Raw genomic sequence first — 24,927 nt, forward strand, 5'->3', positions numbered from 1 at the left:
GAAAAAAGGGAAGATTGCTCCTCCCTTTTGTAATAAAATCTGAATCAAATGCTTGTTTGGGTACTAATACGCCGCTGTAAAGCGTTTATTGAGGAATTGTTCGTTCTCAATTTCGTCTACTATTGCTACAGCAAGATCCTCTACTGATAATCTAGAACGACCTTCCTGATCAAATACAGGAGCATCAAGACCTGTACGGTATTTTCCTGTACGGGTTCCTCCTGCATGGGAATTCATTTCTATAGCAGGACTAAATATGGTCCAGGTAAGTTGATCTTCTTTCTGGATGGTATTCAGATAATCTGCTGCAGCTAATGCCCCAGGTTTAATTTCTTTGGGAAAATCCGGTGAATCAACCAGTCTATTTCCATCAATCAATAAACTTCCTGCACCACCAATAACGATGAAACGATTGATACCGGCATCTTTAACAGCTTGTTGGATTGCCAATGCACCCTTTGTAAAATCCTCATAAAGATTAGGGTTTGTCCATCCGGCATTGAAAGCCGAAACAACAATATCAACACCTTTTAGAGCAGAAACCAATTGATTATTATCATTGATATCTACTTGGAGCTTGGTTACTTTTTCACTCGATGGAATATTTTCGAGGTGGCGGGCGATGGCGACTACGTCATAGTTACGGTCTACCAATTCTTTTACGAGATGAGATCCTACATATCCTGTGGATCCAATTACTGCTACTTTCATGCTTCCTTTAATTAAATGTTTTGCTAAAATCAGCTAAGGTTATCTTTTCCAAACGCTGTACAATATCAGTGTCGACTTCCTGATACAGATCCTGGAGTTTGGAGTTGATATTTTTGCCAACAACACAGGCCGGATTGGGACTGTTAAATTTCCCGCCGAAATCGGTTTGCTTGGTGCTGATATAAATATCAGCCAAGGTAATCGTTGGATTCTCGGGATTTATGCGAATACCGCCGCCCTTACCTTCTTTACTCGTTAGTAAAGATGCTGTTTTGAGAGATGCAATTTCTTTGCGAACCACACTTGCATTGACCTGGATGCTTGACGCAATATATTCAGAAGAAAGCCATTGATTTGACTCTTCTAGCTGTGCCAGAACCATAATGTGTAATGCTGTTGCGAACCTCAAGTTGTGTAACATCCTCTGCTGATTTTTCTAAATTATAACACAAAGTAACAGAAAAGGTTTTAAACTGAAATAAAAATTATTACAGTTTAAAACCTTCTGACAATCACGTGATAAAAGTGTTTGTTTTTTATTTTTTCTCGTTAAATTTTTTATAGCTATCCATGATATAGACCTTCAGAGTTTCTTGGCTGCTGTTTTGAATAAATTTATAGGAGGGTCTAAATCTTTCCTTAAACAGGGCTAGATCCGAACCATTGAGCGGAGTCAATTCTTTGATCAGATTTTCAGTGAATTTTCGATCAACTGCTCTTTTCTCGCGTTCTGCGATCAGAAGTTTGTAATTTGAACGGGCTTGTTTTCCCTCTTTGCTAAATATGCGGCTTGGAGAAATCCGTACTCCGCCACGGTTTTGACTCGCGTCAGAATACTTTCCTAAAGTCTTCTCGCGTTGGATTTCAGCAGCAAGTCTGCTGTCTGTCATCCGTTCTACGACAACTTCACTGAGTTCGATAACATTATTCATTCTGTTCAAATAGACTCTGCGTAAGCTGGTATCATAAATGAAGACAGTATCTTGTTCATATCCCACAGCCTTGATTAACAAGAGGTCGTTAATATTGGCGTCAATTGCAAAGGAGCCATCTCTATTGGTCTGTACTTCAGCCTTGGTTCTTAAATTTTGAATTTGTGCAGCCTCAATTTTCTCACCGCTGACAAGTTCCATAATAATCCCCTTGGTTTTTTCCTGTGCAACAAGATGTCCACTCATTAGCGTAATAAGTAAGCAGCTTAGAATCGTTTGTAAGATTTTCATGTGAATAAATATAGTTATGTATTTTCAATCTATGAATGAACAGGGTATTTGCCGTTTTGTTTACGCCGTACCTTCATGATTGTTCTCTAGCCAAAAATAACGAATAGATTTTGAAAATCTGCTAATTTGCTTTCCACGAATTATTGTCTGGGTTCTTGTCCGGCATGACCATGTCCGGATCTAACTGTACAGATTGCAGTGGCTCTGTGGTCGGTATTTTAAATTGCCATACGTCGTTTCTTTCCCAGATTTCCACTGGTAGTTTTTTTCGAATCTTCTTGCCCGATACGGTTGTAGCTTCAACAATAACTGGCATCGGTAATTTTTCAAGGTTTTCTACGGTGACAAGTGCGCCAAATTTTGGCTCGTTGTTGACATAGGATACCGATTTTATACCTTGGTCCATTTGCCAGTTGTTGACAAACCACCCGCGCCAGAACCAGTTTAGGTTTTCTCCAGCACCATTTTCAATAGCTTTAAAGAAATCCTCCGGAGTAGGGTGTTTGTAAGCCCATTCTTGGATATACTTTTTAAAGGCGTAATCGAAGCGCTCAGGACCGATGATTTCGTTTCGCAATAATTTCAGTCCATAAGCGGGCTTATAGTAGACCAGAGCACCAATATTACGCTCTTTCATGTTTTGCGGTGTACTCATGATCGGTTCAAGATTACGGGCAGTAAAGATGTAGGATCTGCTCGCCTGATTACGATAATATTCGCCATTGTTGAATTCCTTTGTTGCGAGTTCGTTAATAAATGTATTGAACCCTTCATCCATCCAGCCATGTTCACGTTCGTTGGATGCGACAATCATTGGGAACCAATTGTGACCAAACTCGTGGTTGGTAACACCCCAAAGTGAGCCTGCTTTGGCCTGATTGCCACAGAACGACAAGGCTGGATATTCCATTCCACCGACATTGGAGGCTACATTGACTGCTACAGGGTAAGGATATTCAAACCAGCTTTTTGAATAGATTTCAATTGCAGCTTTCGTATATTCTGTCGAGCGTTCCCAGGCATTGTTACTGTTACTTTCAATTGGATAGGCTGACAAAGCGAGGGATTTTTTTCCACTAGGTAGATTGATCTTCGCGCCATCTAATATAAATGCCGTAGAGGACGCCCAGGCAATGTCTTGCGCATTATTAAGTTGATATTTCCAGGTTAAGGTTTTCTTGTCGGGCCTGGAGTTTTTTGCGTTAACTTCTTCGGCGGAGCGGATGATCACGGTTTCGTCGCTGCGTTGTGCCTGTTGATATCGCTTGAGTTGTTCAGCTGTAAATACTTCTTGTGGGTTTAACAATTCGCCACCCAATACAACCATGTGGTTTGCCGGGGTAGTGATCTCAACCTGGTAATTTCCGAATTCACGATAGAACTCTCCGGGTCCTGTATAGGGAAGCGTATTCCAACCTCTAATGTCGTCATAGACACACAGTCTTGGGAACCATTGTGCAATGGCATAGATTTTTCCGTTTTTTGTGTCAAGTATACCTGTACGGTCCGCACCGTATTTAGGAACGGTGTATTGGTATTTAATCTTAAAAGTTATTTTTCCGCCCTTGCTCTTTAACGCCGCAGGAAGTCGAAGCTGCATGCGGGTATCGTCAATAATATGTTCGATCGTATTTCCGTTTAAATCCGTAACAGATTGTATCTGATATCCACCATCAAAAGTTGAGTTGCCATCACCGTAACGGCTGTTGGTTAAGGGGGAGATCAATTGACCGCGGCCATGTTGTGAAAACATATTTTGATCTAATTGTAACCACAGATAGTTCATATTGTCTGGACTATTGTTGCTATAGGTAATCTCGACAGATCCTGTAATTTGATCATTTTGATCGTTCAGGGAAGCCTGAATTTTATAGTCGGCTGCATTTTGCCAGTAAGCAGGGCCCGGTTTTCCCGCTGCGGAACGATATTCATTGCCATTATTTTTAAAAAACAAGGGTGCAAAGGCCTCTGTATAGCTGTAATTGGATGTTTTCTCCTGTGCAAAGGCCGGATAAGCATAGCTCAACGCAACAAGGCTTAAAGAAGCCAGTGCAATTCTTTTCATCATACGTCTACTTAAATTATGTTTATTTGCTCCAATATACAATGAAAAGTACATTGAGCCAAAAAAAACGCAAACGACGTTTCATAATATAAGGGATAAAAAGGGGCCTTAAAGGTTTATTTTGGATAATTGGAGGCTTTTTAGAACCTCCATTCCGGGAAGCTTTGTGGAACTATTTTAAATTTGTTACGTACTCTGCTTCATTAAAACCGAGTAATATACCTTTGTTGTATTCAATAACAGGACGTTTAATCATGCTTGTATTTTCCTGAAGTACTTTATTGGCACTATCACTGTCAATGACTTGCTCTTGAGTTTCTGGAGATAACTTTTTCCATGTGGTTCCCTTTTTATTCACTAGAGCCTGCCAGTCTACCTGTGTTTCCCATTCTTTTAATTTATCTACACTGACGCCTTCTTTTTTGAAGTCATGAAATTGAAAGGGAACATTATTGTCTTCCAACCATGTAAGTGCTTTTTTTACTGTGTTACAATTTTTGATACCGTATACTTGTAGCATAATAGTGACAATTTGGTGAATCCAAATTTAATCAATCCCGATACAATTTTTAAAATAATTCATATTTCTGAATATTTCTATGGTGTCTTTTCTGTGATTTAAGGACAATTGTGGATATTTTGTTATCAATGCCATTGAAAAAGGAGTAATCGGAAAGTTCCTATTCAATTGAACAGTCGGGGTTTTATGATTTGTTAAAATTCTATATCCCATGTGAAATGATAGTGTATTTAGTACACTGTAAAAATTAGGAAGTAATAATAATTTTTAATAATTTAGTAGCTTCAAGTTTAATGAAAGATTAAAATAAATCAATAACAGAAATATGAGCCTAAAAGATTTTAAAGGTGTATTGACAGGAGATCAAGTACAAGAGTTGTTTGAGGTTGCGAAGAAACATAAGTTTGCTTTGCCTGCGGTAAACATTATCGGAACAAACTCTATCAATGCGGTTATGGAAACTGCGAAAGCAGTAAATTCTCCTGTAATTATTCAATTGTCAAATGGTGGAGCGCAATTCTACGCTGGTAAAACCTTAAACAACGATAATTTACAAGCTTGCGTATTGGGAGCGGTATCTGCAGCACAACATGTTCATTTATTAGCTGAGCATTATGGTGTAGCAGTTATTCTGCATACAGATCACGCAGCTAAGAAACTTTTACCTTGGATCGACGGTTTGTTGGACGCTGGCGAGAAATTCTTTGCGCAACACGGAAAACCATTGTTCTCTTCTCACATGTTGGATTTATCGGAAGAGCCAATTGAAGAAAATATTGAAATTTCAGCTAAATACTTAGCGCGTATGAAACCACTTGGTATGACTGTGGAGATCGAGCTGGGTGTTACAGGTGGTGAAGAAGACGGTGTTGACAACTCGGATGTAGATAGTTCAAAACTGTATACCCAACCGGAAGAAGTTGCCTATGCTTTTGAAGAATTGTCTAAAGTATCTGACAAATTTACAGTGGCAGCTGCATTTGGTAATGTTCATGGTGTTTACAAACCAGGTAATGTGAAATTGCAACCAGTTATATTACATAATTCACAAGAATATATTCGTGAGAAATATAATCTTACTGCTGAAAAGCCAGTAAACTTCGTATTCCACGGTGGTTCTGGTTCTTCTCCGGAAGAAATTGCAGAAGCGATTTCATATGGCGCGATCAAAATGAACATTGATACGGATATGCAATGGGCGTTCTGGGATGGTGTAAGAGCTTATGAAGCGAAAAACCATGATTATTTGCAAGGTCAAATCGGTAACCCAGAAGGAACTGATTCTCCAAATAAAAAATATTATGATCCACGCGTTTGGTTACGTAAAGGTGAAGAAACATTTGTTGCTCGTCTGAAAGAAGCGTTCGCTGATTTGAATGCAGTAGACGTTAATAGCAAACTATAAGCATAGGCTGAAAAAATAGATCATAAAGGCGCCATATCTAAGGGCGCCTTTTTTATGTCAAAATAGGTTAAAAATATTGTTCTTAATAGGAATTGGCTTATTTTTTGACGAACAACAATAAAAAGTCAAGTAAATATGAAATTTTTAGGAGTCAGTGTAATTCTTTTATTAATTGCCCAAATGGGGTTTGGGCAGGTGAAGCAAAATGTTGGCGATTTTTCTTCGGTTGTAGCGACGGACAAGATTCAGGTGGAGTTGATTAAGTCGGACGAGTCCTTAGTGACGTTTGAAGGACAGAATCACGAGAATGTTAAGGTGGTCAACACAAATGGATCCTTGGTTTTGAAAATGAATACGTTGAATATGCTGCAGGGGGGGGATATCTCTGTGAAGGTATATTACAAGAGTTTAAACAATGTGGAAGCAAAAAAAGGAGCTAAGGTATTTGCAACTACAAATAATCCAGTTGCTGTTGACCACTTAAAAGTATATGCTTCAGAAGGTGGCCTGGTTGATCTCTATACAGCGGTAAAAACAGCTGAAATAAAAGTGACCTCAGGTGCCACAATCGCTTTGTATGGAAAAGCAAACAGACAGGAGATCATTTCGAATTTTGGTGGCAAATATGAAGGTAAAGACTTTAAGACAGCCACAACGGTAGTTACTGTCAATGGCGGGGGAAAAGCGGATGTTTTTGCAACTGATTCCATCGAAACCAAAACACGTGGTGGCGGTGTGATTGATGTTTATGGAAAACCAGAACAACGTGTAGAAAAGAAAATGGCCGGTGGAACAGTCAACTTTAAATAAGCAACTGTCTTGGATTTGTCAATTTTCTCGTGCTGAGATTTTAGTTGATTAAAGCGAAAAAGAGTGAAATTTAGGGTAATAGATGCAATAAAAAGGGTTTAGCTTAATTGGGGTAATGATTGTTGTTTAACCTTTTTATTAAAAAGGTCAGTTATTTTGTTTTTCTCATCAGAAACCTTCTTCATTTGTGCTTAAAATACTTATTTTTGTGAGGGAATAATAAAAATAGTATTATGGCAAAGCGTAATTATGTTTCAAATTCTACGGAATCTACGCGCATGTTCAACAATGACTTTTTAGAGTCTTTGACGAAAGTGCATTGGAGTGTACCTTTGATTTTCTATGTACCCGTGGTTGTTTTCTTTTCGTATAAAGCGCTAGTTTGGGGAGAGATTTCCTTTTTAACATACATTGGGTATTTTATTTTTGGTTTAGCTTTTTGGACTGCTTTTGAATATGCATTACATCGTTGGGTATTTCATTTTCACCCGACAACGGAATGGGGAAAGCGCATCGCTTTTATTTTCCATGGTGTGCATCATGATTACCCAAGAGACCGTATGCGTTTGGTGATGCCATTGTCAGCGAGTATTCCACTAGCTCTTTTGGTGTATCTTGGTTTTACATTGTTTTTTTCAAATGAGTTTATCTTAGCCTGCTTCTTCTCAGGTTTTATGGTGGGGTATTTGATCTATGATGAATGTCATTATGCAATGCACCATGCTAATTTTAAAAGCGGTATTTTCAAACGGATCAAACAGCACCATATGTTGCACCATTATTCGGATCCAGAAAAAGGTTTTGGAGTAAGTTCTTCCTTATGGGATGAAATTTTACGCTCAGGTTTTGAAGAAAAGGAACCCAAAAAAGATTCTACTTCCTTAAAAGAAGAAAAAGCATAAATTGAATCACATCAACTAAAAAAGCCCTGGAAATTTCCAAGGGCTTTTTTTATGGATTAATTTTTCTTTTTATTTAACAATGCTATCAAGTGGGCTTTGTAGGCTAACTTTAGATCAATGGTTTCTTGTTGGGGTTTGCATGTAGGTATTCCAGTTTGAACTGAAACATTTGTGCCATTTTCTGCGCACGCCATTTGGCTTCTTCGGCCTTTTGTCCACTGTATAGGCGATCTACTGTTGCTTCGAATAATTTGAGCCATTGACCAAAATGTTGCGCATCAATGGGCAAGTTAATATGGGGTGGAAAGGGGCTGCCAAAATAGCTATGTTCATCCAGTAGGATAGTCTGCCAAAAACTATACATCTTTTCAAGATGTATAGTCCAATTGTCTTGGATTCGTTCTTTAAAAATAGGTCCGAGCAAAGTGTCGTTACGTATCGTCGTATAGAATTGATCTACTAATACTTTAATATCATCGAGTGTTTGAATATCCTGTTTCATCGGCGTATGATCTAAGCTCATGAATAAAGACCTATAGCTGGATCAGAAACTTCTTCATGATGTTTGTCTGGATTAAATGTAGTGACATTTATAGAGAATCGCATCACTTGGATGTAAAGATGTCTCGTTGAAATATTGTAATTCTCTTTTATTGTCAGTAAATTGACTCAATACTAAGGGAAAAACATATGGGAAAATACGTTCTTTTAATCCTATTATCGATGGGATTTTATGCTGCTGAGGCGCAGGTTACAACAATTTCGATCAATAAGGAAAATTTTCAATCTTCTGGTTTTCCATTTAAGGGGAAGCGTGTGTTACAAGTGGAACGCATTCAAACTCCAAAAGAAGATAATTATATTGTGTTTTCAAAAGAGGAACGGGGTGCCGACCCCGACAAACTTTATGTACAACAATTTCAGCAGATCGATGGAATGTGGCAGCTTGTGGCTGATGAATTGATATCCGAAGAAGGGATCGTTACGTCGGTTTGGGAATCTCGGAAGGCATTTTTTGATGCCGATAAGGATGGTAAATTGGATGCATTATTTATCTATTCAAGGCATCCAAAGGATGATCTACAAAAGCAGCTTAGTTGTATTGGACTAGTTCTTTATAAGAATAAGTTTTACCGTCTCCGTGCGGAGGAAGCAGATGGTTATGGTCAGACAACGTTTTCAGACAATTATGCGTCCCTACCGGTTGAGGTAAAAGAGAATGTGGAACGTTATTGGAACAATCTGGATAAAAGATAATTTACGGTACGGATCTGGAATCTACCGAAAGATCGATCATACGACCTTTCGGTAAACTTGTTATTGTCTATTTCATCAGATAGAAAGCATTTCCACGTTTTTTGATGATATTAATTGATTTTACCTATAAAAGGCTCGTTCAATAGGTTGACTCAATGCATGGATAGGATATCGATCAAATCAATGTTACTGGAGTGCAGCGAGCAATTGCTTTTCTTCTTCGATTTGCGTTTTACTGATCACGTAACGTGCGATATGCTGGCCCTTCAATTGATCTATCGTCTGAATAACATCTTTTGTGCGCGCTTCTTTGCTAGGCTTAATCAATACAATCATGTCCTTTGTATTGGGCATGGTGCTTATCTTAGCTTTTAACTGTGCAATAACGGCTGGGAGCCCTTTCTCGATATCTACCGGTACTTTTGAAGAGCTGATCGGTTTTTTGAAATCCCCATGATACCACATGAATTTTCCTTCGCCTAGAATAAGAGTCGCCGTGCGGTTTTCATCAATAAGAACCGAACTTTCTACATCTGATTTAATTTTGTCTGGCATGGCGATATCCATTGCAGAAGGTTTATTTAATGTTGTGGTCAACATAAAGAATGTAATGAGAAGAAATGCGAGGTCTACCATGGCTGTTAAATCTACTTTAGGAGCCATTTTTCTGCTTCTTATTTTTTTTTTTTTCCGTTTCTTGCGTTTTTTGATTTAATTCTGCCATGATCGTCATCTTTAGGTTAACACTTTGTTGTTACTCATTATTATGATGACAGAGAAGAATGGATTCCACAGTATTTTTTTTAAAAACTGAGGTTTTTCTCAAGTACTTTCTGTATTTTTTTTTCTTAATTGTTGATAATCAGTTTTTTTTATGCTATGTTCTAGTTTGTTCGTTTTTGATCCGATTTGACCAATTCACTTGTTATTTTGTCCTTTCAATCAATTTAGGACGCTTGCTAGGCTGTCGAAATTTTTCTAGTGGTTTGCAAAAAAGCCCCTCAATGCTGAAAGGCTTTTCTTGCGGAGTGGTAGGAAGGTTACTCAGCAACCGCCTTGGTTAGGGATGCGTTTATAAATTATTTTGTTAGCTTTTTGTACATAGTTGCCCGCTACTATTGGATACGAATACTTAGGTGCGTACATGACGGTACGACCCCTTATCGTTATTTTGTCGTTTACTTTCAGACTTTTCAATTGTTGAAATTCATTAGAATTTTCCAGACCAAAACTTAGAATATAGTCTTCACGATTAATCCTAACCATCACTCCAAAACCTAACTGTGCACCTAGTGGAAGATAAAGAGAAGTTACAACCGCCTCTATGTTGGCAGAATTCTTTATTTGATTCTTTATTTTCGCAGCATTGTCAAGTACTTTTATACCTTCGGGAGATTCTTGCCATTTTTTGAACTTTATACCATTGGGGCTCGCTTCCCATTTATTCATTTCGGCGGTCATTTCAGTAGGAGTGTGTGAATTCGGGGCCGTTTTTTTAAAGGTTTCATTTTTGATTTCGCGATTGGCAAAGGCCAAGCCGCTTCCTATAGCGAGCGGTAAAACCAATACGTAGATAATTTTTTTCATATTTTTAAAAGTTTAATGAACATTAGATTTATCCCAGTAAATTAGAGCCGTTCAAACTTTTTTTCTCTCGTATCTTTTTTAGAGTGATGTAACAAAAATACTTTGATGATACTTATATAGAGGGATTTAGATTGTAAATAGTGATGTAATCTTTGTAAATAAATTGTAAATCGTATGTCTGAAAGCCGAAATATTTTCTCAGGGAACCGCAAGTACTTGTATGGCGGCATAATACTCTTGTTTATTGCGATGGCCTTTGTTGCTTTTGATATGACTGGCACAGACGATTTTGATAGCGCTAGGAGAGAAGTTTTGCTTAGGAGGGTAGGAGATGAACTGCTTACGCAGTCTGGAGACAGTAGATCAAGGGTACTTCCGATAGAAAAGATTCAAGAAAATGAATATCAGATCAGGTTTGAGAATGAAATCACCTTTAAACCAGACTCACTGGTGAGTGTTATTCAGCGCCTGTTGGTCAATGATCCTCTTGCCCGTGATTATGTCGTTAACGTCCTCAACTGTGGCAATTCGAGTGTAGCTTATGGGTATGCTATTTCCCATAATAAAAAAGATGATATTATTGCTTGTAGAGGTAGAGTGCAACCTAAAGGATGTTACATGATCAATATTAAATTTAAACCTAGCGGGATAAATACAGCAGCGAATAGCTATTTTCTTGGTATCCTGTTGTTTTTAGCATTTGCTGGATTCTTTTTTTGGAAATCGGATCGGAGGCGAAGCGCTGTGTTAGACGATCAAAATAACAGTATTTTAACCTTTGGGGCCGTTTTGTTTAATCCGCAGGAGCGAGAAATGGTCATTAATGAAAATACCATAGATCTCACTGGAACGGAAACCCGTCTGTTGCATATTTTCGCCTTGTCTCCTAACCAAACGATAGCGCGAACACGGCTGCAAAAAGAAATTTGGGAAGATGAGGGGATTATTGTTGGGCGCAGTTTAGATATGTTTATATCAAAACTTAGAAAAAAATTGGAGTTTGATCCGAATATCAAAATTACGGTTATACGTGGTAAAGGATATAAACTTGAGGTAAGTTCTTAAGAAGAGTAAGGGAATAAATTGGGCTAAAAAGCAAAAAGCCTTTCATTTCTGAAAGGCTTTTTCTGCGGAGAGTGAGGGATTCGAACCCCCGAACCTGTGACAGTTAACGGTTTTCAAGACCGCCGCATTCGACCACTCTGCCAACTCTCCGCGACAAAAGTAGAAATTTTGGGTAGAATTACAAAACTTATTTTACATTTTTCTTTGTTTAAAAGCAGTTTTAGCACTCTTAAATAGAAATGTAGTTGAATACCAGTTGGTTATTTTTAAGGGGTAACCCACTTTTCGATGTCATATTGGAGATAGCGGGCTCTGCCGTGGACGATATGTTCGCTTTAGATGTGATCATAATCTTGTTTTAGCTTATTTATTGCAATTAAAAATGTAACCATGAATGTATTTTTTAGGAGCATATATAATCCGATTTTTCAATTCCCGAACTGTCGTTCTAACTCCTGTAATTCAAAAATAACTTCGTTGATTGATCGATCAATTTTAGCGAGTTGTCTTTTGCCCAGATAAAAGTAGGAAAATAGAATCCAGCTATAGGTTGGAAGGTAAGTCAGTAAATAATAGTGGAAACTAGCACCCGCTAGGATTTCCCGAAGATAGATCGAGATCGCTATACCGAGAAGTAGATGATAAATCGGCATGTTCCAATGAATTCTTTTCTTTCGAAAGGAATCAAACTGTTGCCACTGTTGTAAATGTTTAGTAGGTAAAGCTACTTCGTTGATCTTTTTGACTTTACGTGCAGTAGTCAACATTAAGTATGCCTGTATAAAACAAAGGAAGGATACGATAAACATCGATGTGTACAATGCGAGCGTTTTATGCCTAAAATCAAGGAAATATGCCAGAGTAAGAATAATTAATCCTGTTGCAAGCAATAAAACAGCACCGCCTATTTCTTTCCTTATTAATTCTTGACGAAAGTTTTTGGCCTTATTCAGGTGTTTTGGGGACAAGATATTTTGTTTGCTATCCTGTTTCCAAAGATGTTGTAAATCGTTAAAGTCTTGCATATTTATGGAAAATTTCGGTTAATTCCTTTTTAATTCTATGGATTTTTACACGGAGATTATTCTCTGTAATTCCCGTAATTTCTGCTATTTGCTCATAAGGTTTTTCATCTAATACCAATGTGATCAGTACTCTATCAGCTTCTTTTAGCTTGCTGATACATTTGTACAGCAGATCAATCTGCTGTATTTTTTCATTCGATGAATCCTCTGGTATATCGATGCAGCTTGTGTCGGTTATTTTTTTTAAATGTTGATGTTTTTTTCGCATACTCGTCAAGCAATTATTGATCGCTATTCTGTAGATCCAGGTGCTTAATTTGGCATCGTTGCGAAAACTGTCGAGTTTTTTCCATACAGTAATGAAGGTAGGTCTCTTGGATTAAATCTTCTGCATTATCTCGGTCTCCGGTATAACTGAGGCATAACTTGCGGATGGCCGGCGCATATTCTTTGTAAATAATCTCAAAGTTTTCTTTGTTGGTCATCGGGTTATTTTAAAAATGTATCTAGTTCTTTAAAAAACCATATTGGCTGATCATACATAATAAAATGCTTACTGTTGGTATTGTGTAAAGTTAGCTTTTTCACATACTTATATTGTTCGGAAAGAATCTGTTGTGATTTTTCCAGCGTTTCGTACTTACTACCTAGTACCAAAACGGGGATGGTAATTTTAGCAAGATCCTGACGGATATCCGTCGTCATCATTTCATAAAAAGCAGATGCTAATGTAACTCTATCGCTCTGTACTTGCCATTCGGCTATTGTTTTGGCTTTTATAGAATCGGTTACCAGCTGTCGTGCTATATTGTTAGCATAGGCACTAAGTTGTTGGTCTCCCATCGAAGTAAATTGTGCGATAAGTGCATCTTTATCGACAAACTTTTTTACTTCCTCTACACTTGTATTTGGGTTCTGCATGCCCGGGTAGAACGGTACTCCGTCCACAACAATAACTTTTTGAAATAGCGAAGGTGCGGTGCTTGCGATCCAGAGACTCAAAAAGCCACCTAAACTATGACCTAGAAGAATCGGATTTTGCATTTTTTTTACCTCTGTATATGCTATGATTTCATTGCGCATAGTCTCAAGCAATGCTTCTTTAATAGCTGCTTGTCCTGCGAAGCCAGGAAGTGTAAGCACGTGACATTCGTATTTGTCTTTTAGGTGATTTACAGTTTCTGTCCATACGGTTCCACTACAGCTATATCCTGGAATAAGAATGATTGGTGTTCCTTTTCCATAGATACTGACCTGAAAATCATATTTTTTTTGTGCAAATACCGATCCGTAAATCATAAGTAAAAGTATTGAAATAGCGACTTTGGTGAAATGGCATAAATAGTTCGGTAGATCTTTATTGATACGAAGAACAATAGTTTTCATAAGAATTGAATTTAAAATTAGTAATTATGGTTTTCTAGAATATTCTGCTTATTAGATGTTATGAATTACAGATTATTACATAAAAGAATGAAAAAAGTGAAAAAGAGTGCATGTGGCAAAGAAGAGTTGTGTGAAATGTTGTTTTCTTGTAGGTAACGCTCTGATAATTCGAATGGAATGGTACTATAAGAAAATTGATCTTTTGATGGGGGAGAATAAAGGGGCAAAAGCAAAAAGCCTTTCATTTCTGAAAGGCTTTTTCTGCGGAGAGTGAGGGATTCGAACCCCCGAACCTGTGACAGTTAACGGTTTTCAAGACCGCCGCATTCGACCACTCTGCCAACTCTCCGCGACAAAAGTAGAAATTTCGAATAGATTTACAAAACTTATTTTCTATAGCTAGTCTTAGCGTTTGAAAATGAGCTAGATTGTTTTTAAAAAAGTCTATGCAGGGATAATCTCATGGCAGTGTTTCCTGATGTTGGCCGCAATTTTGTCGATCGGTAAATCGTCCTGGTCGATACCAAATGGCTCTTCAATGGACTCGCCAATTAACTCAAGAGATGCTAAAACATATAAGATGAATGGTACAGCAATCACAACAAAGTAACCGATGGAAAAAACGTAACCTACTGGAAGGGTCATGGTATAGAAGATAATGAACTTCTTGATAAATGCACTATATGCTAATGGTATTGGGGTGTTTTTAATACGCTCACAAGCTCCACAAACATGTGTCATGGTAATAATTTCCTCATTAAGGATAATAAGCTGATCGCCAGTTATAGTTCCTTCTTTATATAGATCATTGATTTTGTGGAAGATCATGGTAGAGACTTGGTTCGGACCATGTTTTTTATTATCCAAAGCCTTTAACTCAGGGTGTTCGTTTTCGTCGAGCATAAACTTCGTGTAATCCGATCTTAAAAAATCGTATAGTGTTTCTGCGAATAGGGGGATTGCCTTTCTGAAAAAACTACGATTCACTTTGTCATCTACATCCAGCATGGCATTTAGTTTGTACGAAAAGGCTCTACTAACATTGGTCAATGTACCCCATTGTTTTCTGGCTTCCCACCAGCGGTCATAGGCCGTGTTTGTTCGGAATACCAGTAAAAGCGATATAACAAAACCGAGTAGGTTGTGGACAATGGTAATGTTTTTGACCCAGCTCTTTTCATTTAGTTTGAGGTATTCCAATTCAAGAAAGGCAATCATCCAGGAATAAAACGCTATCAAAACAAGAAATGGCAGTAACTTTTTGAAGGTATCTGATTTATGCAACTTGAAAGTTGCCGAAAGCCAGTCTTTGGGGTTGTATACGATCATACACAAAAATATAAATTGTTGCGAAAATTTTGCGAGTTAATTGCTATTGCCGTAACTTCATCGTGCTATGGCACAACAGCGATCAAAAAGAAAGAAAACAAGTACAAAAGGAAGTCAAGTTAGTGGAACAAAGTGGATTTGGATGATAGCAGGAATGCTGGTGCTTTTCCTCTGTCTTGTTGTGTGGCATTATCGGGCTGGAATTATATACTATTTTCGCGTGGCTACCTCCAAAGACAAGTCTCTGACGAAGGAAGCTAAATATGATATTCGTAATATTGAGATTATGAGCAAGCACGATGATAAGGTGTTTGGCATAGACGTGTCTACCTATCAGGAAGAAATAGATTGGCAAAAGGTAAGCACAATCAATGATCATTTTCCGATAGATTTTGTGTTTATCAGGGCGACAATGGGTGAAAAAGGAATTGATGATAAGTTTAGTCGAAATTGGAGTAAAACGGAAAATAGGGCAGTTTTGAGAGGCGCCTACCATTATTTTAGACCCAATGAGAACTCGGTCAAGCAAGCGAAGAATTTTATTCGGAAGGTTAAACTACAGTCTGGCGATCTTCCGCCGGTCTTGGATATTGAGGAGCATCCAAAACAACAATCTATGGATAGCTTGAAAGTTGGGCTAAAACGTTGGCTTGAAGAAGTCGAAGCCCACTACAAAGTAAAACCCATTCTTTACTCCGGAGATAAGTTTTATAGTGACTTTTTGGAAAAGGAATTTGCAGCTTATACGTTGTGGATTGCAAATTATAACTTTTGGGTTGAGAACCCCAAAGACCATTGGGCTTTTTGGCAATTTTCTGAAAAAGGTACTGTCAGAGGGATTCAGGGCAATGTGGACTTAAATATATACAATGGTAAAATTGAGGAATTGGAAAAGCTGCTTATTCCTTTTAAATAGTAAAATATATGCGTAGAGTTTTTATCACATTATGTGGGGTTTGTTTAGTACTGTTTAATGGTCAAATGCAATTACATGCGGAATCGAAGAGTCATCAGGTCGAGATGTCGCAACCCGCTTCAGATTTACCACGACTAACGTTGAAAGAATTTAAAAAATTGCGTCGTGAAACAGCTATCCAAGTTCTTGATGCGCGACCTGGCGATATATTCCTACAAGGATTTGTACCTAAATCAATAAATATAGGCTTTAAAGGTCCTTTTGATCACTTTTTGGCGCACGTGTTTCCCAATAAAGCCCAAAAGCTTTTATTGATTACAGACATAGATAGTCAAGATACGGTTTATCATCATTTATTAAAGTTAGGTTATACCCATATTATTGGGGTTTTAGAAGGCGGCATTGAAACTTGGAAAAGTGGCGAAGATGTAGTCTCGTTGAGTAATATCAGTGCAGGGGAATTCATGAAAAGATCAGATCAAGGTCATATTGTGGATGTAAGAACAGATAAAGAATTTGGTAATGGACATATTTACAATGCAATGAATATTCCATTAACAGATTTCGTTAATTTTGGTTCTACGCTTAAAAAAGACAATCAACAGCTGTATGTACACTGTCAATCAGGTTATAGGAGTGCAGTAGCTGTATCTATTTTGAGTGCTAAAGGATTTAAACATATATGCAATATCCAAGGTGGGTATAAGGCATTGCAAGAAGAAGTAAAGGAGAATCAATAATGGCTACTTTTGACCAGATTATTCAATCAAATTCGCTGGTTTTGGTGGATTTTTTTGCGACGTGGTGCGGTCCCTGCCAGACTATGGCGCCGGTTTTACAGGATGTAAAGGAATTTTATCAAGATGATTTGTCTATCATTAAGATTGACGTGGATAAGAATCCAAAAATTGCTTCGATTTATAAGGTAAGTGGCGTGCCTACTTTCGTGTTGTTCAAAAATGGCCAACAGGTATGGCGACAAAGCGGAATGATTCCCAAGATGGAATTACATAAATTGATCGATCAAGTAAAGTAAAAAATAAGGCGTTCAATCAAATTGAACGCCTTATTTTTTAATGATACTCTGGTGTTTTAATAGGTAGTGTTATATCGCACTAAAATATTAAAATTCATCGTCATCATCGAAGTCATCCAATCCTCCAATCGAGTCGATTTCAGGTAAATCGAAATCATCATCGAAATCATCATCATCGTCATCAGGACCGTTGAAAGATGCGAATTTTACTTCTTCAAGATCTTCGTTAGCTAAAGTTGCCGTGTTCATAAAATAATACTTTATTGTTTCTTATTCAATGTTGTAAAATTAGAGAAGAAAACTATTTTTTAAAACTTTTTTTTAAAAAAATATTAAGCTTTATTTTTCTGTTAATCAGTATGTTGAATTGTATTTTGAAAATAAAAATTTATTTTATTTTATTTATTCATTTGTTTCGCCAATCGCATTGTCCTCGGTAACGATGTCTTTCAATTGAGGGAGATCTCTCACACCATTGATTCCGAAGTGATCCATGAACTGCTGGCTTGTTGCATAAAGTAATGGTTTTCCGATACTATCTGCTTTTCCAGCAATTTTGATTAACTTCTTTTCCAGTAACCGTTGAATAGAGTAATCACAGCTGACACCTCTAATCTGCTCCACTTCTAATTTTGTTATCGGTTGTCTGTAGGCAATGATTGCGAGCGTTTCTAGTGCTGATTGACTTAGTTTTCGCTTGTTATTGTGATTTTGGAGCTGTTGTATCGATTCATGATAAACAGCTTTTGTCAAAAACTGATAGGCGTTGTTGATATAGCGTAATTCGAGTACATAGTCTTCGTCCTGGTACTTCGTTTCAATTTTTTTAATCAAGTCACGTAGCTCTTCCATGGATACTTCGATGGCTAAGGCTTCCTGCAAAATCTGTTTGATATCGGCAAGATCTATTCCTTCCGCAGAAGCAAATATAATTGCTTCAATATTTCTTATGACGTCTTTCAATGTATCGTATTAATAGTTAATGACCTGTTCGACCATATGGGCTGGTAGTTCGCGAAACTCATACTTTTGAGTTCGTAGTTGTGGGCTGAATCCAGCTTCCAAAATAGCTTCCTGTATAGATTTTGACGTAAACCGATGTGGTGCACCAGCTGCCGAAACAACATTTTCTTCGATCATAATTGAGCCGAAATCGTTCGCTCCAGCGTGCAGACATAATTGCGCTGTGCGCTTTCCGACGGTGAGCCAGGAAGCTTGTATATTTTTAATATTAGGAAGCATAATGCGGCTTAAGGCAATCATGCGGATATATTCTTCGCTCGTTACATTATTGGTAATACCGCGCAGTCTTTTCAATAAGGTGCCATCATCTTGGAAAGGCCAAGGGATGAACGCAATAAATCCATGGGATTCCTGAGGTTTTTCATCCTGTACTTCGCGAATCCACACCAAATGTTCAAAACGTTCTTCTATCGTTTCGATATGACCAAACATCATGGTGGCAGAAGTTGGTAGATTGATTTTATGGGCTGCCCGCATAACATCTAACCATTCTTTACCACCGCATTTTCCTTTTGATATAAGCCGTCTCACACGATCATTGAGAATTTCAGCCCCCGCTCCAGGTAGCGAGTCTAGTCCTGCTTCTTTCAATTGTGTCAAAACTTCAATATGGCTCATGTTCTCCAACTTGGAAATATGCGCAATTTCAGGTGGGCCGAGAGAATGTAGTTTTAGCGTAGGATAAAGTTCCTTTAATTGCTTGTAAAGGTTTTTGTAAAACTCAATACCTAAATCCGGGTGATGGCCACCTTGCAGCAGCAGTTGGTCGCCACCGTATTTAAAAGTTTCCTCTATCTTTTGTTTGTAGCTTTCAATATCGGTAATGTAGCTATCTTCATGACCAGGGCGACGGAAAAAATTGCAAAATTTGCAATTTGCAATACACACATTGGTGGTATTGACATTTCTGTCGATCTGCCAGGTTACTTTACCATGTGGCACTTGTATCTTACGCAATTCATTGGCTACGAAAGTCAAATCAGCTGTAGGTGCGTTTTGATATAAAAAAACACCCTCTTCCTTGGATAGGAACTCAAATCGGAGCGCCCGTTCTAATAAATTACTTACATTCATCAACAACAAATATAAGGAGCTTTTAGCTTATTTGGACCTATTTGCGGAATATTTGACAATGCATATTGAATTTTGGGAAACGTTCCGGATATAAAAAACAAAAGGATGTACTTGTGTAACAATAGTATTGCATTGTAACTTAGTGTATAAAATACAATAACTTGATTTATAGCGCTTTGTGAATTAATTAAGATTTTTCCTTTTTTTTTACATTTATTATTCTTTACATTTATTTAACAGATTTTAACATTTCTGGAAAAATAACCAAATTAGAAAAAAATGAATAACCAAGGGGCCTGAATCTGCCAATAATATAGCATTGTTGTCGTCAGACCTAAAAAAATGACCAAAAACTTAAATAATAACCAATATCAACTAAAACAACTAAAGCGTAAACATAAATTTTTTTAAACCACCTATTTAGTAAAATTATGATGAAAAAAACGGACAAAAATTGCTGTTTTGATCTCATATTGGGCCAAAAGTTCAATAAGAGGTTTCTGATTATGAGTTCTCTTCTCATTGGGGGAGGAATGACCACTCATGGATTTGCCAGTGGATTAACTAGCCATGGCAAAGTTGAAGTCGTTTCATTAATCAAAACAAGGAGCGTACAACAGACACCTATCAAGGGGGTCGTGAAGGATGCTGCTACAGGTCAAGGTATTACTGGTGTATCTGTGAAAGTCAAGGGGAGCAGTAACGGGACGTCAACCGGCGAGAATGGTGCATTTACCATTCAAGCAAAAGTGGGCGATGTGTTGATTATCAGTTATATTGGGTACAAAAGTACTGAAGTTACTGTTTCTTCGAAAGCTGATCTTTCAATTTCCTTAAGCGGTTCAGAAGATGCCTTGGAAGAGGTTGTTGTCACAGGTTATTCGGCACAGCGTAAGAAAGATTTAACTGGTGCTGTTGCCGTTGTCAATGTGAAGGAATTGAAAACTACCCCGGCTGCGAGTGCTGTTGAGGCGTTGCAAGGGCGGGCAACAGGTGTTCAGATCGTAGTCGATGGTGCCCCTGGTTCTACACCACAGATCAAAATTCGTGGTTACAGTACGATCAACAACAACGAGCCGCTTTACATTATTGATGGAGTGCCTTATGAAGGAAAGTTAAGCTGGTTGAATCAAAATGATATTGAGACGATGCAGGTCTTAAAAGATGCATCAGCAGCTTCAATTTACGGTTCACGTGCAAATAATGGTGTTGTCATCATTACCACAAAAATCGGTAAAAGTGGAAAACCTCAATTTAGCCTTGACTCTTATTATGGTGTGCAGGTTCCAAACAGTGGGCGTTTTCCAAAAATGTTGTCTCCACAACAAACATTGGATATTGAAAACAGATTGGACGGCACAAACAATGTGATGCCTGATTACCTTATTGCTGGACCTAAAGTGGGCGGGAAAGATGTGATTACAGCCGCAGACGTGGATATGTCAAAATATAAGTACGATGCGAGTAGCCGAAGCGATTTTTATCAAATTACTAAAGCAAATAAGGCCGGAACCAACTGGTTTGATGCTTTATCCCAAAATGCGCCTACTCAGTCGCACCAACTTAGCGTTTTAGGAGGTGGTGAAGATGCTTCCTATGCGATTTCGGGCGGTTATCTGAAACAAAAAGGAACGATTATTCATACCGGTTTTGAAAAATATAATCTTCGTTCAAACACACGCTTCTCTGCCTTTAATAATAAACTACGTTTCGGCGAAAATATGCAATATAGTTTTACGGAAGGATTTGGTATGGGGGTAAATACCAATACTGCCGGGGACTATATCGGTGAAGGTAGTGCTTTAGGTTTTGCGTATCGTATTCATAATATCATTCCTGTATATGATGAGGGCGGAAATTTTGCAGGATCTGTTGGCGGACAGTATGGTAATGGCGAAAATCCTGTTGCTATCGCCTATCGTGCCAAGGATAATAAAAATAAGAGCAATATGTTTTTCGGGAATGTCTTTGGGGAATTTGATATTGTCTCAGGATTAACCTTCCGTAGCAGTTTTGGTATGAAGTATGAAAACTACAATGGTGTATCTTATACCTATCCAAACCCTGAGTTTACAGAAGGAAGTTTTAACAACGGAATTAATGAATTTTTTGGACTGAATAAAGAATGGACTTGGACAAATACTTTAAATTATAAAAAAACATTTAATGAGGCGCATACGTTGAGCATTCTCGCTGGTACGGAAGCTATTCAGAATAGAAATAGGCAGATAAGAGGAAAAGGAAATGGCTTTTTTACAATGTCATCGCTTGATTACCTTTACTTGGATGCCGCTTCAACCGGTCGCGTCAGTGAAGGTAGCGGTTCTGTAGGTTCCTTGTTTTCGGTGTTTGGAAAGGTGGATTATTCCTACAAAGATCGGTATATCTTAAGTGCAACAGTGCGTCGTGACGGTTCTTCTAATTTTGGGCCGAACAATAAATATGGAACATTCCCTGGAGCGAGTGCAGCTTGGCGCTTGTCGGAGGAAGAGTTCATGAAAGGTGTTTCATGGATCTCGGATCTAAAAATCAGAGCTGGTTATGGTGTGACGGGGAACCAACGTATTCCAGCCAATCAATATCTGAATCGCTATCAGGTCGCTATTAATTCATCCTCATATCCTATTGACGGAAGTTTGACTTCCGGTATGTGGCACAATGCCTACAGTAATCCGGACGTGAAATGGGAACAAGTATCCGCATTAAATATTGGGGTGGATTTTACCCTCGCACAAGGTGATTTTGATGGATCTTTCGATTGGTACAATAAAAAGACGAAAGACATGCTGTACCTGTTGCCTTTACCTGCTGTTGCCGCAGGCCGGGCCGGATCGCCTTATGTAAATATTGGTGATATGCAAAATAAAGGTATCGAGTTTTCATTGAATTATCATTACGGTAGACGTCAAGAAAGTGCATTTAAATTGGATCTGTCCGCTACTATTTCACGTAACGTGAACAAGATTGTTTCTTTGGCACCATCAGTAACCCAACAAGTGTACGGTAGTTTTAGAAGTATGGAAACCTCCATCTTAAAACCTGGAGAACCTCTTGGTGCTTTCTATGGCTATAAAGTAATTGGTATTTATTCGGAAGCAGATATCAACAATGCGAGTGTCGCTAAATATGAGGATGGAAAGTCGAGAGCTGGTGGACTTAAATTTGAGGATGTCAATGGTGATGGCAAAATTGATGCAAGTGACCGTACCGTTATAGGTAGCCCACATCCTGATTTTGTGTATTCATTCAATATCAATGCGGCTTATAAAAACTTTGATTTTATGGCCTACTTCTATGGCTCAAAGGGTAATCAAAACTATGAAGCTACGCGGTATTTTACAGATTTTGGTGTGTTTAGAGGTCAAAAAAGTACGCGCGTATTGGATGAATGGAGTCCAACGAATAGCGGTAGCATGATCCCTTCTCAAGTTAGAAATGCTTCACCTTATGAGTATGCTTCTTCGAGCTACTATGTACAGGATGCAAGTTTCTTGAAACTGAAAAACCTTCAAGTTGGCTATAACTTCGATACCAATCGGGTTTTTGGTAATAATACCGGTATCAAGAAACTCCGTGCTTATGTGGGGGTAACAAATCTGTTTACAATTACTAAATATGAGGGGCTTGATCCAGAAGTTACGGCTACTCCATCGACTTACCCAGCCTTGGGTGTAGACTTTGGTGTGTATCCACAGGCTCGTCAATATATGTTGGGTGTTAGTCTAGGATTTTAAGGGTTTAGTGATTTAAGTTAAAATTTGATTGAAATGAAAAAAAGAAATATAATTACAGTTTTAGGTATATCATTGACTTTATTAGCCTCTTGTGGAAAATCTTTTTTGGAGCGTGATCCGCAAGCTGAATTGCCTGAGTCTCAGATTGTAAATTCAAAAGGTATAGAGGCCTCTCTTATTGGGGCGTATGGTATATTAAACGGCAATGTCAACGGTACCTGGGGGAATTACTCTTCGGCGCCTAGCCAATGGTTGTTTGGTGAAGTTGCTGGAGATAATGCACATAAAGGATCTGAGGCAACCGATCAACCGAACATGAATATGATCGAATTTCATACGCCAAATAGTTCGAATGACAACCTGAGTCAAATGTGGGAAGTCTATTATGAGGGCGTATTAAGGGCAAATAATACGTTACGTATTCTGAAGGCTGACCAAGCAGGTGGAAAAACGGTAACGGCTGCACGTGCGAAGGAAATAGAAGGTGAAGCCCGAGTGTTGCGAGCGCACTATTATTTTTATTTATGGCGTGTTTTTAAAAATCTAGCGTATGTTGATGAGAATACAACAGATGATGAGGCTAAAACGAAACCGAATAAGGATGATATACTTCCGAAGATTATTGACGATTTAAAAGCAGGAATAGCTAATTTGCCAGCGGCAAAAATCAATAGCCAAGCCGGACGTATGGATCAAAATATCGCGAAAGCTTATTTGGGTAAAGTTTACCTCTACCAGAAAAAATATGCGGATGCGCTAGTTTTGTTTAAGGAAGTTATTGGTGCAAAGGATCTACGTACGATGCCGTACCAAAATAACTTTGATGTACTTACAAAAGACGGCCCGGAGGCATTACTGGTATCTAAACATGTGATTAATCCAGATGGATCTGGTGATAATGCCAATGTTGGTGATATGTTGTCTGGATTAAATGGAAGTAATCCTGTAGGTTGTTGTGGTTTCTATCAGCCGACCATTGATTTGGTTAATGCGTATAAAGTCGATGCAAGTGGATTACCATTGTTGGATGGTTCTTATCGAAATAATCCATATAAATCAGATTTCGGTTTGTCTGATGACGCAAAAAAAACATATAAACTTGATATTACACTTCGTTTTGACCCACGTTTAGATTATACGGTTGGCCGTAGAGGTGTAAATTTCTATGATTATGGTGTCATGCCAGGTGATGCATGGATTCGTGAGGTGAGCTCGGGTGGACCATTTGTTGGTATAAAAACAATGATTCCGAAGAGTTTGCATGCAACACATACTGCCTCAGGAGCGGCATATATTACTGACTTGGATGTTAATATTATTCGTTTAGCTGATGTCGTTTTAATGGCAGCTGAATGTCAGGTTGAATTAGGAGATTTAGGTGCAGCAATGAATCTGGTAAACGCAGTTCGTGAGCGTGCCGCAAAATTACCTCCTAAAACGACTGGCGATAATGTAGCAGCGGCAGTATATGTTGTTAAACCCTATACTTCTTTCCCAGACCAAAATTATGCGCGCAAAGCTGTTCGTTTTGAACGTCGTTTAGAATTAGCGATGGAAGGACATCGTTTCTATGACCTCGTGCGTTGGGGTGAGGCGAAAACTGTATTGGAAAGCTACGCAACGTTTGAAGGTGGTTTTATGGCCCGCTATAAAGGCTTAAGCTATAAACCACAAAATGATTACTTCCCAATTCCACAATCGCAGATTGACAGAAGTGGTGGAGCTCTGACACAAAATACAGGATATTAATTTTTGATAGTTTTAAAAAGGAAAGGGAGAGACAATGTCTCTCCCTTTCCTTTTTATAGGATTTGTATCTGAATTTTGGCAATAGACGAAAGGGAGTTCTTGCAGTTTTT

Annotated in this window: 26 protein-coding genes and 2 tRNA genes; 10 read left to right on the forward strand and 18 right to left on the reverse strand. The window is 38.3% G+C overall.

What is annotated here, in order from left to right; all coding sequences use genetic code 11:
- Positions 1-63: 63 nt before the first annotated feature.
- The 5 genes from GVK91_RS21265 to GVK91_RS21285 form a co-directional block, all read right to left on the reverse strand.
- Positions 64-711 (reverse strand): NAD(P)-dependent oxidoreductase, encoded by a 648-nt coding sequence (locus GVK91_RS21265; RefSeq protein WP_159731240.1) that lies wholly within the window; start codon positions 709-711, stop codon positions 64-66.
- A gap of 7 nt (positions 712-718) precedes the next feature.
- On the reverse strand, positions 719-1,132 hold the full coding sequence (locus GVK91_RS21270) for an Rrf2 family transcriptional regulator (RefSeq protein WP_088162831.1): 414 nt from the start codon (positions 1,130-1,132) through the stop codon (positions 719-721).
- A gap of 115 nt (positions 1,133-1,247) precedes the next feature.
- Entirely contained in the window at positions 1,248-1,934 is a 687-nt protein-coding gene (locus tag GVK91_RS21275; protein WP_153846850.1) for a hypothetical protein, read from the reverse strand.
- A gap of 121 nt (positions 1,935-2,055) precedes the next feature.
- A complete protein-coding gene (locus tag GVK91_RS21280) occupies positions 2,056-4,002 on the reverse strand; it encodes a M1 family metallopeptidase (RefSeq protein WP_235032971.1) in 1,947 nt (648 codons plus the stop codon).
- Between the two features lie 169 nt (positions 4,003-4,171).
- On the reverse strand, positions 4,172-4,519 hold the full coding sequence (locus GVK91_RS21285) for an ArsC family reductase (protein ID WP_153846852.1): 348 nt from the start codon (positions 4,517-4,519) through the stop codon (positions 4,172-4,174).
- A gap of 325 nt (positions 4,520-4,844) precedes the next feature.
- On the opposite strand from GVK91_RS21285, the gene fbaA reads away from it, so the two are divergent.
- The 3 genes from fbaA (at position 4,845) to GVK91_RS21300 (ending at position 7,636) form a co-directional block, all read left to right on the forward strand.
- Positions 4,845-5,924 (forward strand): class II fructose-bisphosphate aldolase, encoded by a 1,080-nt coding sequence (fbaA, locus tag GVK91_RS21290; RefSeq protein ID WP_153846853.1) that lies wholly within the window; start codon positions 4,845-4,847, stop codon positions 5,922-5,924.
- A gap of 135 nt (positions 5,925-6,059) precedes the next feature.
- Positions 6,060-6,734, forward strand: a complete 675-nt coding sequence (locus tag GVK91_RS21295) for a head GIN domain-containing protein (protein WP_153846854.1) — start codon at positions 6,060-6,062, stop codon at positions 6,732-6,734.
- Positions 6,735-6,967: 233 nt separating this feature from the next.
- On the forward strand, positions 6,968-7,636 hold the full coding sequence (locus tag GVK91_RS21300) for a sterol desaturase family protein (protein WP_227550237.1): 669 nt from the start codon (positions 6,968-6,970) through the stop codon (positions 7,634-7,636).
- 109 nt (positions 7,637-7,745) lie between these two features.
- Here the strand turns inward: GVK91_RS21300 and GVK91_RS21305 are convergent, their stop codons facing one another.
- Positions 7,746-8,159, reverse strand: coding sequence for a group III truncated hemoglobin (locus GVK91_RS21305; protein WP_228280120.1), 414 nt, complete (start codon positions 8,157-8,159; stop codon positions 7,746-7,748).
- A gap of 167 nt (positions 8,160-8,326) precedes the next feature.
- Here GVK91_RS21305 and GVK91_RS21310 point away from each other — a divergent pair, with 167 nt between their 5' ends.
- Positions 8,327-8,893: a hypothetical protein gene (locus tag GVK91_RS21310; protein WP_159731245.1), complete on the forward strand. Its 567-nt coding sequence runs from the start codon at positions 8,327-8,329 to the stop codon at positions 8,891-8,893.
- A gap of 186 nt (positions 8,894-9,079) precedes the next feature.
- On the opposite strand, the gene GVK91_RS21315 is transcribed toward GVK91_RS21310, so the two are convergent.
- Together GVK91_RS21315 and GVK91_RS21320 are read right to left on the reverse strand one after the other, a co-directional pair.
- The gene (locus GVK91_RS21315) at positions 9,080-9,556 is read right to left on the reverse strand and encodes a biopolymer transporter ExbD (protein WP_153846856.1); all 477 of its coding nucleotides are present in this window, start codon (positions 9,554-9,556) and stop codon (positions 9,080-9,082) included.
- Between the two features lie 381 nt (positions 9,557-9,937).
- Positions 9,938-10,480, reverse strand: a complete 543-nt coding sequence (locus GVK91_RS21320) for a hypothetical protein (RefSeq protein ID WP_153846857.1) — start codon at positions 10,478-10,480, stop codon at positions 9,938-9,940.
- 174 nt (positions 10,481-10,654) lie between these two features.
- Here GVK91_RS21320 and GVK91_RS21325 point away from each other — a divergent pair, with 174 nt between their 5' ends.
- Positions 10,655-11,545: a winged helix-turn-helix domain-containing protein gene (locus GVK91_RS21325; protein WP_153846858.1), complete on the forward strand. Its 891-nt coding sequence runs from the start codon at positions 10,655-10,657 to the stop codon at positions 11,543-11,545.
- A gap of 65 nt (positions 11,546-11,610) precedes the next feature.
- On the opposite strand, the gene GVK91_RS21330 is transcribed toward GVK91_RS21325, so the two are convergent.
- The 7 genes from GVK91_RS21330 to GVK91_RS21355 form a co-directional block, all read right to left on the reverse strand.
- Positions 11,611-11,695, reverse strand: a tRNA-Ser gene (locus GVK91_RS21330).
- Between the two features lie 278 nt (positions 11,696-11,973).
- Positions 11,974-12,570 carry a hypothetical protein gene (locus tag GVK91_RS21335; protein ID WP_159731247.1) on the reverse strand — a complete coding sequence of 199 codons (597 nt, stop codon included), beginning with the start codon at positions 12,568-12,570 and terminating at the stop codon, positions 11,974-11,976.
- Complete coding sequence (locus tag GVK91_RS21340) at positions 12,557-12,931, reverse strand: RNA polymerase sigma factor (RefSeq protein WP_235032975.1); 375 nt, start codon at positions 12,929-12,931, stop codon at positions 12,557-12,559. The genes GVK91_RS21335 and GVK91_RS21340 overlap by 14 nt, the downstream gene beginning before the upstream one ends.
- Positions 12,852-13,055, reverse strand: a complete 204-nt coding sequence (locus GVK91_RS27540; RefSeq protein WP_235032972.1) for an RNA polymerase sigma factor — start codon at positions 13,053-13,055, stop codon at positions 12,852-12,854. Before GVK91_RS27540 ends, GVK91_RS21340 begins: the two co-directional genes overlap by 80 nt.
- Positions 13,056-13,059: 4 nt before the next feature.
- The gene (locus GVK91_RS21345; RefSeq protein ID WP_153846861.1) at positions 13,060-13,956 is read right to left on the reverse strand and encodes an alpha/beta fold hydrolase; all 897 of its coding nucleotides are present in this window, start codon (positions 13,954-13,956) and stop codon (positions 13,060-13,062) included.
- 264 nt (positions 13,957-14,220) lie between these two features.
- A tRNA-Ser gene (locus GVK91_RS21350) sits at positions 14,221-14,305 on the reverse strand.
- 95 nt (positions 14,306-14,400) lie between these two features.
- Complete coding sequence (locus GVK91_RS21355) at positions 14,401-15,285, reverse strand: bestrophin family protein (RefSeq protein WP_153846862.1); 885 nt, start codon at positions 15,283-15,285, stop codon at positions 14,401-14,403.
- A gap of 67 nt (positions 15,286-15,352) precedes the next feature.
- On the opposite strand from GVK91_RS21355, the gene GVK91_RS21360 reads away from it, so the two are divergent.
- From GVK91_RS21360 to trxA, 3 genes are read left to right on the forward strand one after another with little or no spacing between them, the layout of a single operon-like run.
- Positions 15,353-16,201: a glycoside hydrolase family 25 protein gene (locus tag GVK91_RS21360; protein ID WP_145331182.1), complete on the forward strand. Its 849-nt coding sequence runs from the start codon at positions 15,353-15,355 to the stop codon at positions 16,199-16,201.
- A gap of 8 nt (positions 16,202-16,209) precedes the next feature.
- The gene (locus tag GVK91_RS21365; protein ID WP_159731249.1) at positions 16,210-16,941 is read left to right on the forward strand and encodes a rhodanese-like domain-containing protein; all 732 of its coding nucleotides are present in this window, start codon (positions 16,210-16,212) and stop codon (positions 16,939-16,941) included.
- Positions 16,941-17,237, forward strand: a complete 297-nt coding sequence (gene trxA / locus GVK91_RS21370) for a thioredoxin (RefSeq protein WP_153846864.1) — start codon at positions 16,941-16,943, stop codon at positions 17,235-17,237. Before GVK91_RS21365 ends, trxA begins: the two co-directional genes overlap by 1 nt.
- A gap of 87 nt (positions 17,238-17,324) precedes the next feature.
- On the opposite strand, the gene GVK91_RS27405 is transcribed toward trxA, so the two are convergent.
- From GVK91_RS27405 to mqnC, 3 genes are all read right to left on the reverse strand, one after another.
- Complete coding sequence (locus GVK91_RS27405) at positions 17,325-17,486, reverse strand: hypothetical protein (protein ID WP_167450446.1); 162 nt, start codon at positions 17,484-17,486, stop codon at positions 17,325-17,327.
- 153 nt (positions 17,487-17,639) lie between these two features.
- Entirely contained in the window at positions 17,640-18,200 is a 561-nt protein-coding gene (scpB, locus tag GVK91_RS21375; RefSeq protein WP_153844768.1) for an SMC-Scp complex subunit ScpB, read from the reverse strand.
- A gap of 9 nt (positions 18,201-18,209) precedes the next feature.
- On the reverse strand, positions 18,210-19,334 hold the full coding sequence (gene mqnC / locus GVK91_RS21380) for a cyclic dehypoxanthinyl futalosine synthase (RefSeq protein ID WP_075994034.1): 1,125 nt from the start codon (positions 19,332-19,334) through the stop codon (positions 18,210-18,212).
- Positions 19,335-19,765: 431 nt separating this feature from the next.
- On the opposite strand from mqnC, the gene GVK91_RS21385 reads away from it, so the two are divergent.
- Positions 19,766-23,068, forward strand: coding sequence for a TonB-dependent receptor (locus tag GVK91_RS21385; protein WP_227550086.1), 3,303 nt, complete (start codon positions 19,766-19,768; stop codon positions 23,066-23,068).
- Between the two features lie 33 nt (positions 23,069-23,101).
- Positions 23,102-24,817 (forward strand): RagB/SusD family nutrient uptake outer membrane protein, encoded by a 1,716-nt coding sequence (locus GVK91_RS21390; protein WP_153844766.1) that lies wholly within the window; start codon positions 23,102-23,104, stop codon positions 24,815-24,817.
- The last annotated feature ends 110 nt before the right edge of the window (positions 24,818-24,927 follow it).

Origin of the sequence: Sphingobacterium sp. 18053 (assembly GCF_902706145.1) — a bacterium.
In the GTDB taxonomy this organism is placed as follows: Bacteria; Bacteroidota; Bacteroidia; order Sphingobacteriales; family Sphingobacteriaceae; genus Sphingobacterium; species Sphingobacterium paramultivorum.

Excerpts from the sequence above, each read along its gene's own strand:
- GVK91_RS21265 (WP_159731240.1), bottom strand. The coding sequence starts at position 711 with ATGAAAGTAGCAGTAATTGGATCCACAGGATATGTAGGATCTCATCTC.
- GVK91_RS21270 (WP_088162831.1), bottom strand. The coding sequence starts at position 1,132 with ATGTTACACAACTTGAGGTTCGCAACAGCATTACACATTATGGTTCTG.
- GVK91_RS21275 (WP_153846850.1), bottom strand. The coding sequence starts at position 1,934 with ATGAAAATCTTACAAACGATTCTAAGCTGCTTACTTATTACGCTAATG.
- GVK91_RS21280 (WP_235032971.1), bottom strand. The coding sequence starts at position 4,002 with ATGATGAAAAGAATTGCACTGGCTTCTTTAAGCCTTGTTGCGTTGAGC.
- GVK91_RS21285 (WP_153846852.1), bottom strand. The coding sequence starts at position 4,519 with ATGCTACAAGTATACGGTATCAAAAATTGTAACACAGTAAAAAAAGCA.
- fbaA (WP_153846853.1), top strand. The coding sequence starts at position 4,845 with ATGAGCCTAAAAGATTTTAAAGGTGTATTGACAGGAGATCAAGTACAA.
- GVK91_RS21295 (WP_153846854.1), top strand. The coding sequence starts at position 6,060 with ATGAAATTTTTAGGAGTCAGTGTAATTCTTTTATTAATTGCCCAAATG.
- GVK91_RS21300 (WP_227550237.1), top strand. The coding sequence starts at position 6,968 with ATGGCAAAGCGTAATTATGTTTCAAATTCTACGGAATCTACGCGCATG.
- GVK91_RS21305 (WP_228280120.1), bottom strand. The coding sequence starts at position 8,159 with ATGAGCTTAGATCATACGCCGATGAAACAGGATATTCAAACACTCGAT.
- GVK91_RS21310 (WP_159731245.1), top strand. The coding sequence starts at position 8,327 with ATGGGAAAATACGTTCTTTTAATCCTATTATCGATGGGATTTTATGCT.
- GVK91_RS21315 (WP_153846856.1), bottom strand. The coding sequence starts at position 9,556 with ATGGCTCCTAAAGTAGATTTAACAGCCATGGTAGACCTCGCATTTCTT.
- GVK91_RS21320 (WP_153846857.1), bottom strand. The coding sequence starts at position 10,480 with ATGAAAAAAATTATCTACGTATTGGTTTTACCGCTCGCTATAGGAAGC.
- GVK91_RS21325 (WP_153846858.1), top strand. The coding sequence starts at position 10,655 with ATGTCTGAAAGCCGAAATATTTTCTCAGGGAACCGCAAGTACTTGTAT.
- GVK91_RS21335 (WP_159731247.1), bottom strand. The coding sequence starts at position 12,570 with ATGCAAGACTTTAACGATTTACAACATCTTTGGAAACAGGATAGCAAA.
- GVK91_RS27540 (WP_235032972.1), bottom strand. The coding sequence starts at position 13,055 with ATGACCAACAAAGAAAACTTTGAGATTATTTACAAAGAATATGCGCCG.
- GVK91_RS21345 (WP_153846861.1), bottom strand. The coding sequence starts at position 13,956 with ATGAAAACTATTGTTCTTCGTATCAATAAAGATCTACCGAACTATTTA.
- GVK91_RS21355 (WP_153846862.1), bottom strand. The coding sequence starts at position 15,285 with ATGATCGTATACAACCCCAAAGACTGGCTTTCGGCAACTTTCAAGTTG.
- GVK91_RS21360 (WP_145331182.1), top strand. The coding sequence starts at position 15,353 with ATGGCACAACAGCGATCAAAAAGAAAGAAAACAAGTACAAAAGGAAGT.
- GVK91_RS21365 (WP_159731249.1), top strand. The coding sequence starts at position 16,210 with ATGCGTAGAGTTTTTATCACATTATGTGGGGTTTGTTTAGTACTGTTT.
- trxA (WP_153846864.1), top strand. The coding sequence starts at position 16,941 with ATGGCTACTTTTGACCAGATTATTCAATCAAATTCGCTGGTTTTGGTG.
- GVK91_RS27405 (WP_167450446.1), bottom strand. The coding sequence starts at position 17,486 with ATGAACACGGCAACTTTAGCTAACGAAGATCTTGAAGAAGTAAAATTC.
- mqnC (WP_075994034.1), bottom strand. The coding sequence starts at position 19,334 with ATGAATGTAAGTAATTTATTAGAACGGGCGCTCCGATTTGAGTTCCTA.
- GVK91_RS21385 (WP_227550086.1), top strand. The coding sequence starts at position 19,766 with ATGATGAAAAAAACGGACAAAAATTGCTGTTTTGATCTCATATTGGGC.
- GVK91_RS21390 (WP_153844766.1), top strand. The coding sequence starts at position 23,102 with ATGAAAAAAAGAAATATAATTACAGTTTTAGGTATATCATTGACTTTA.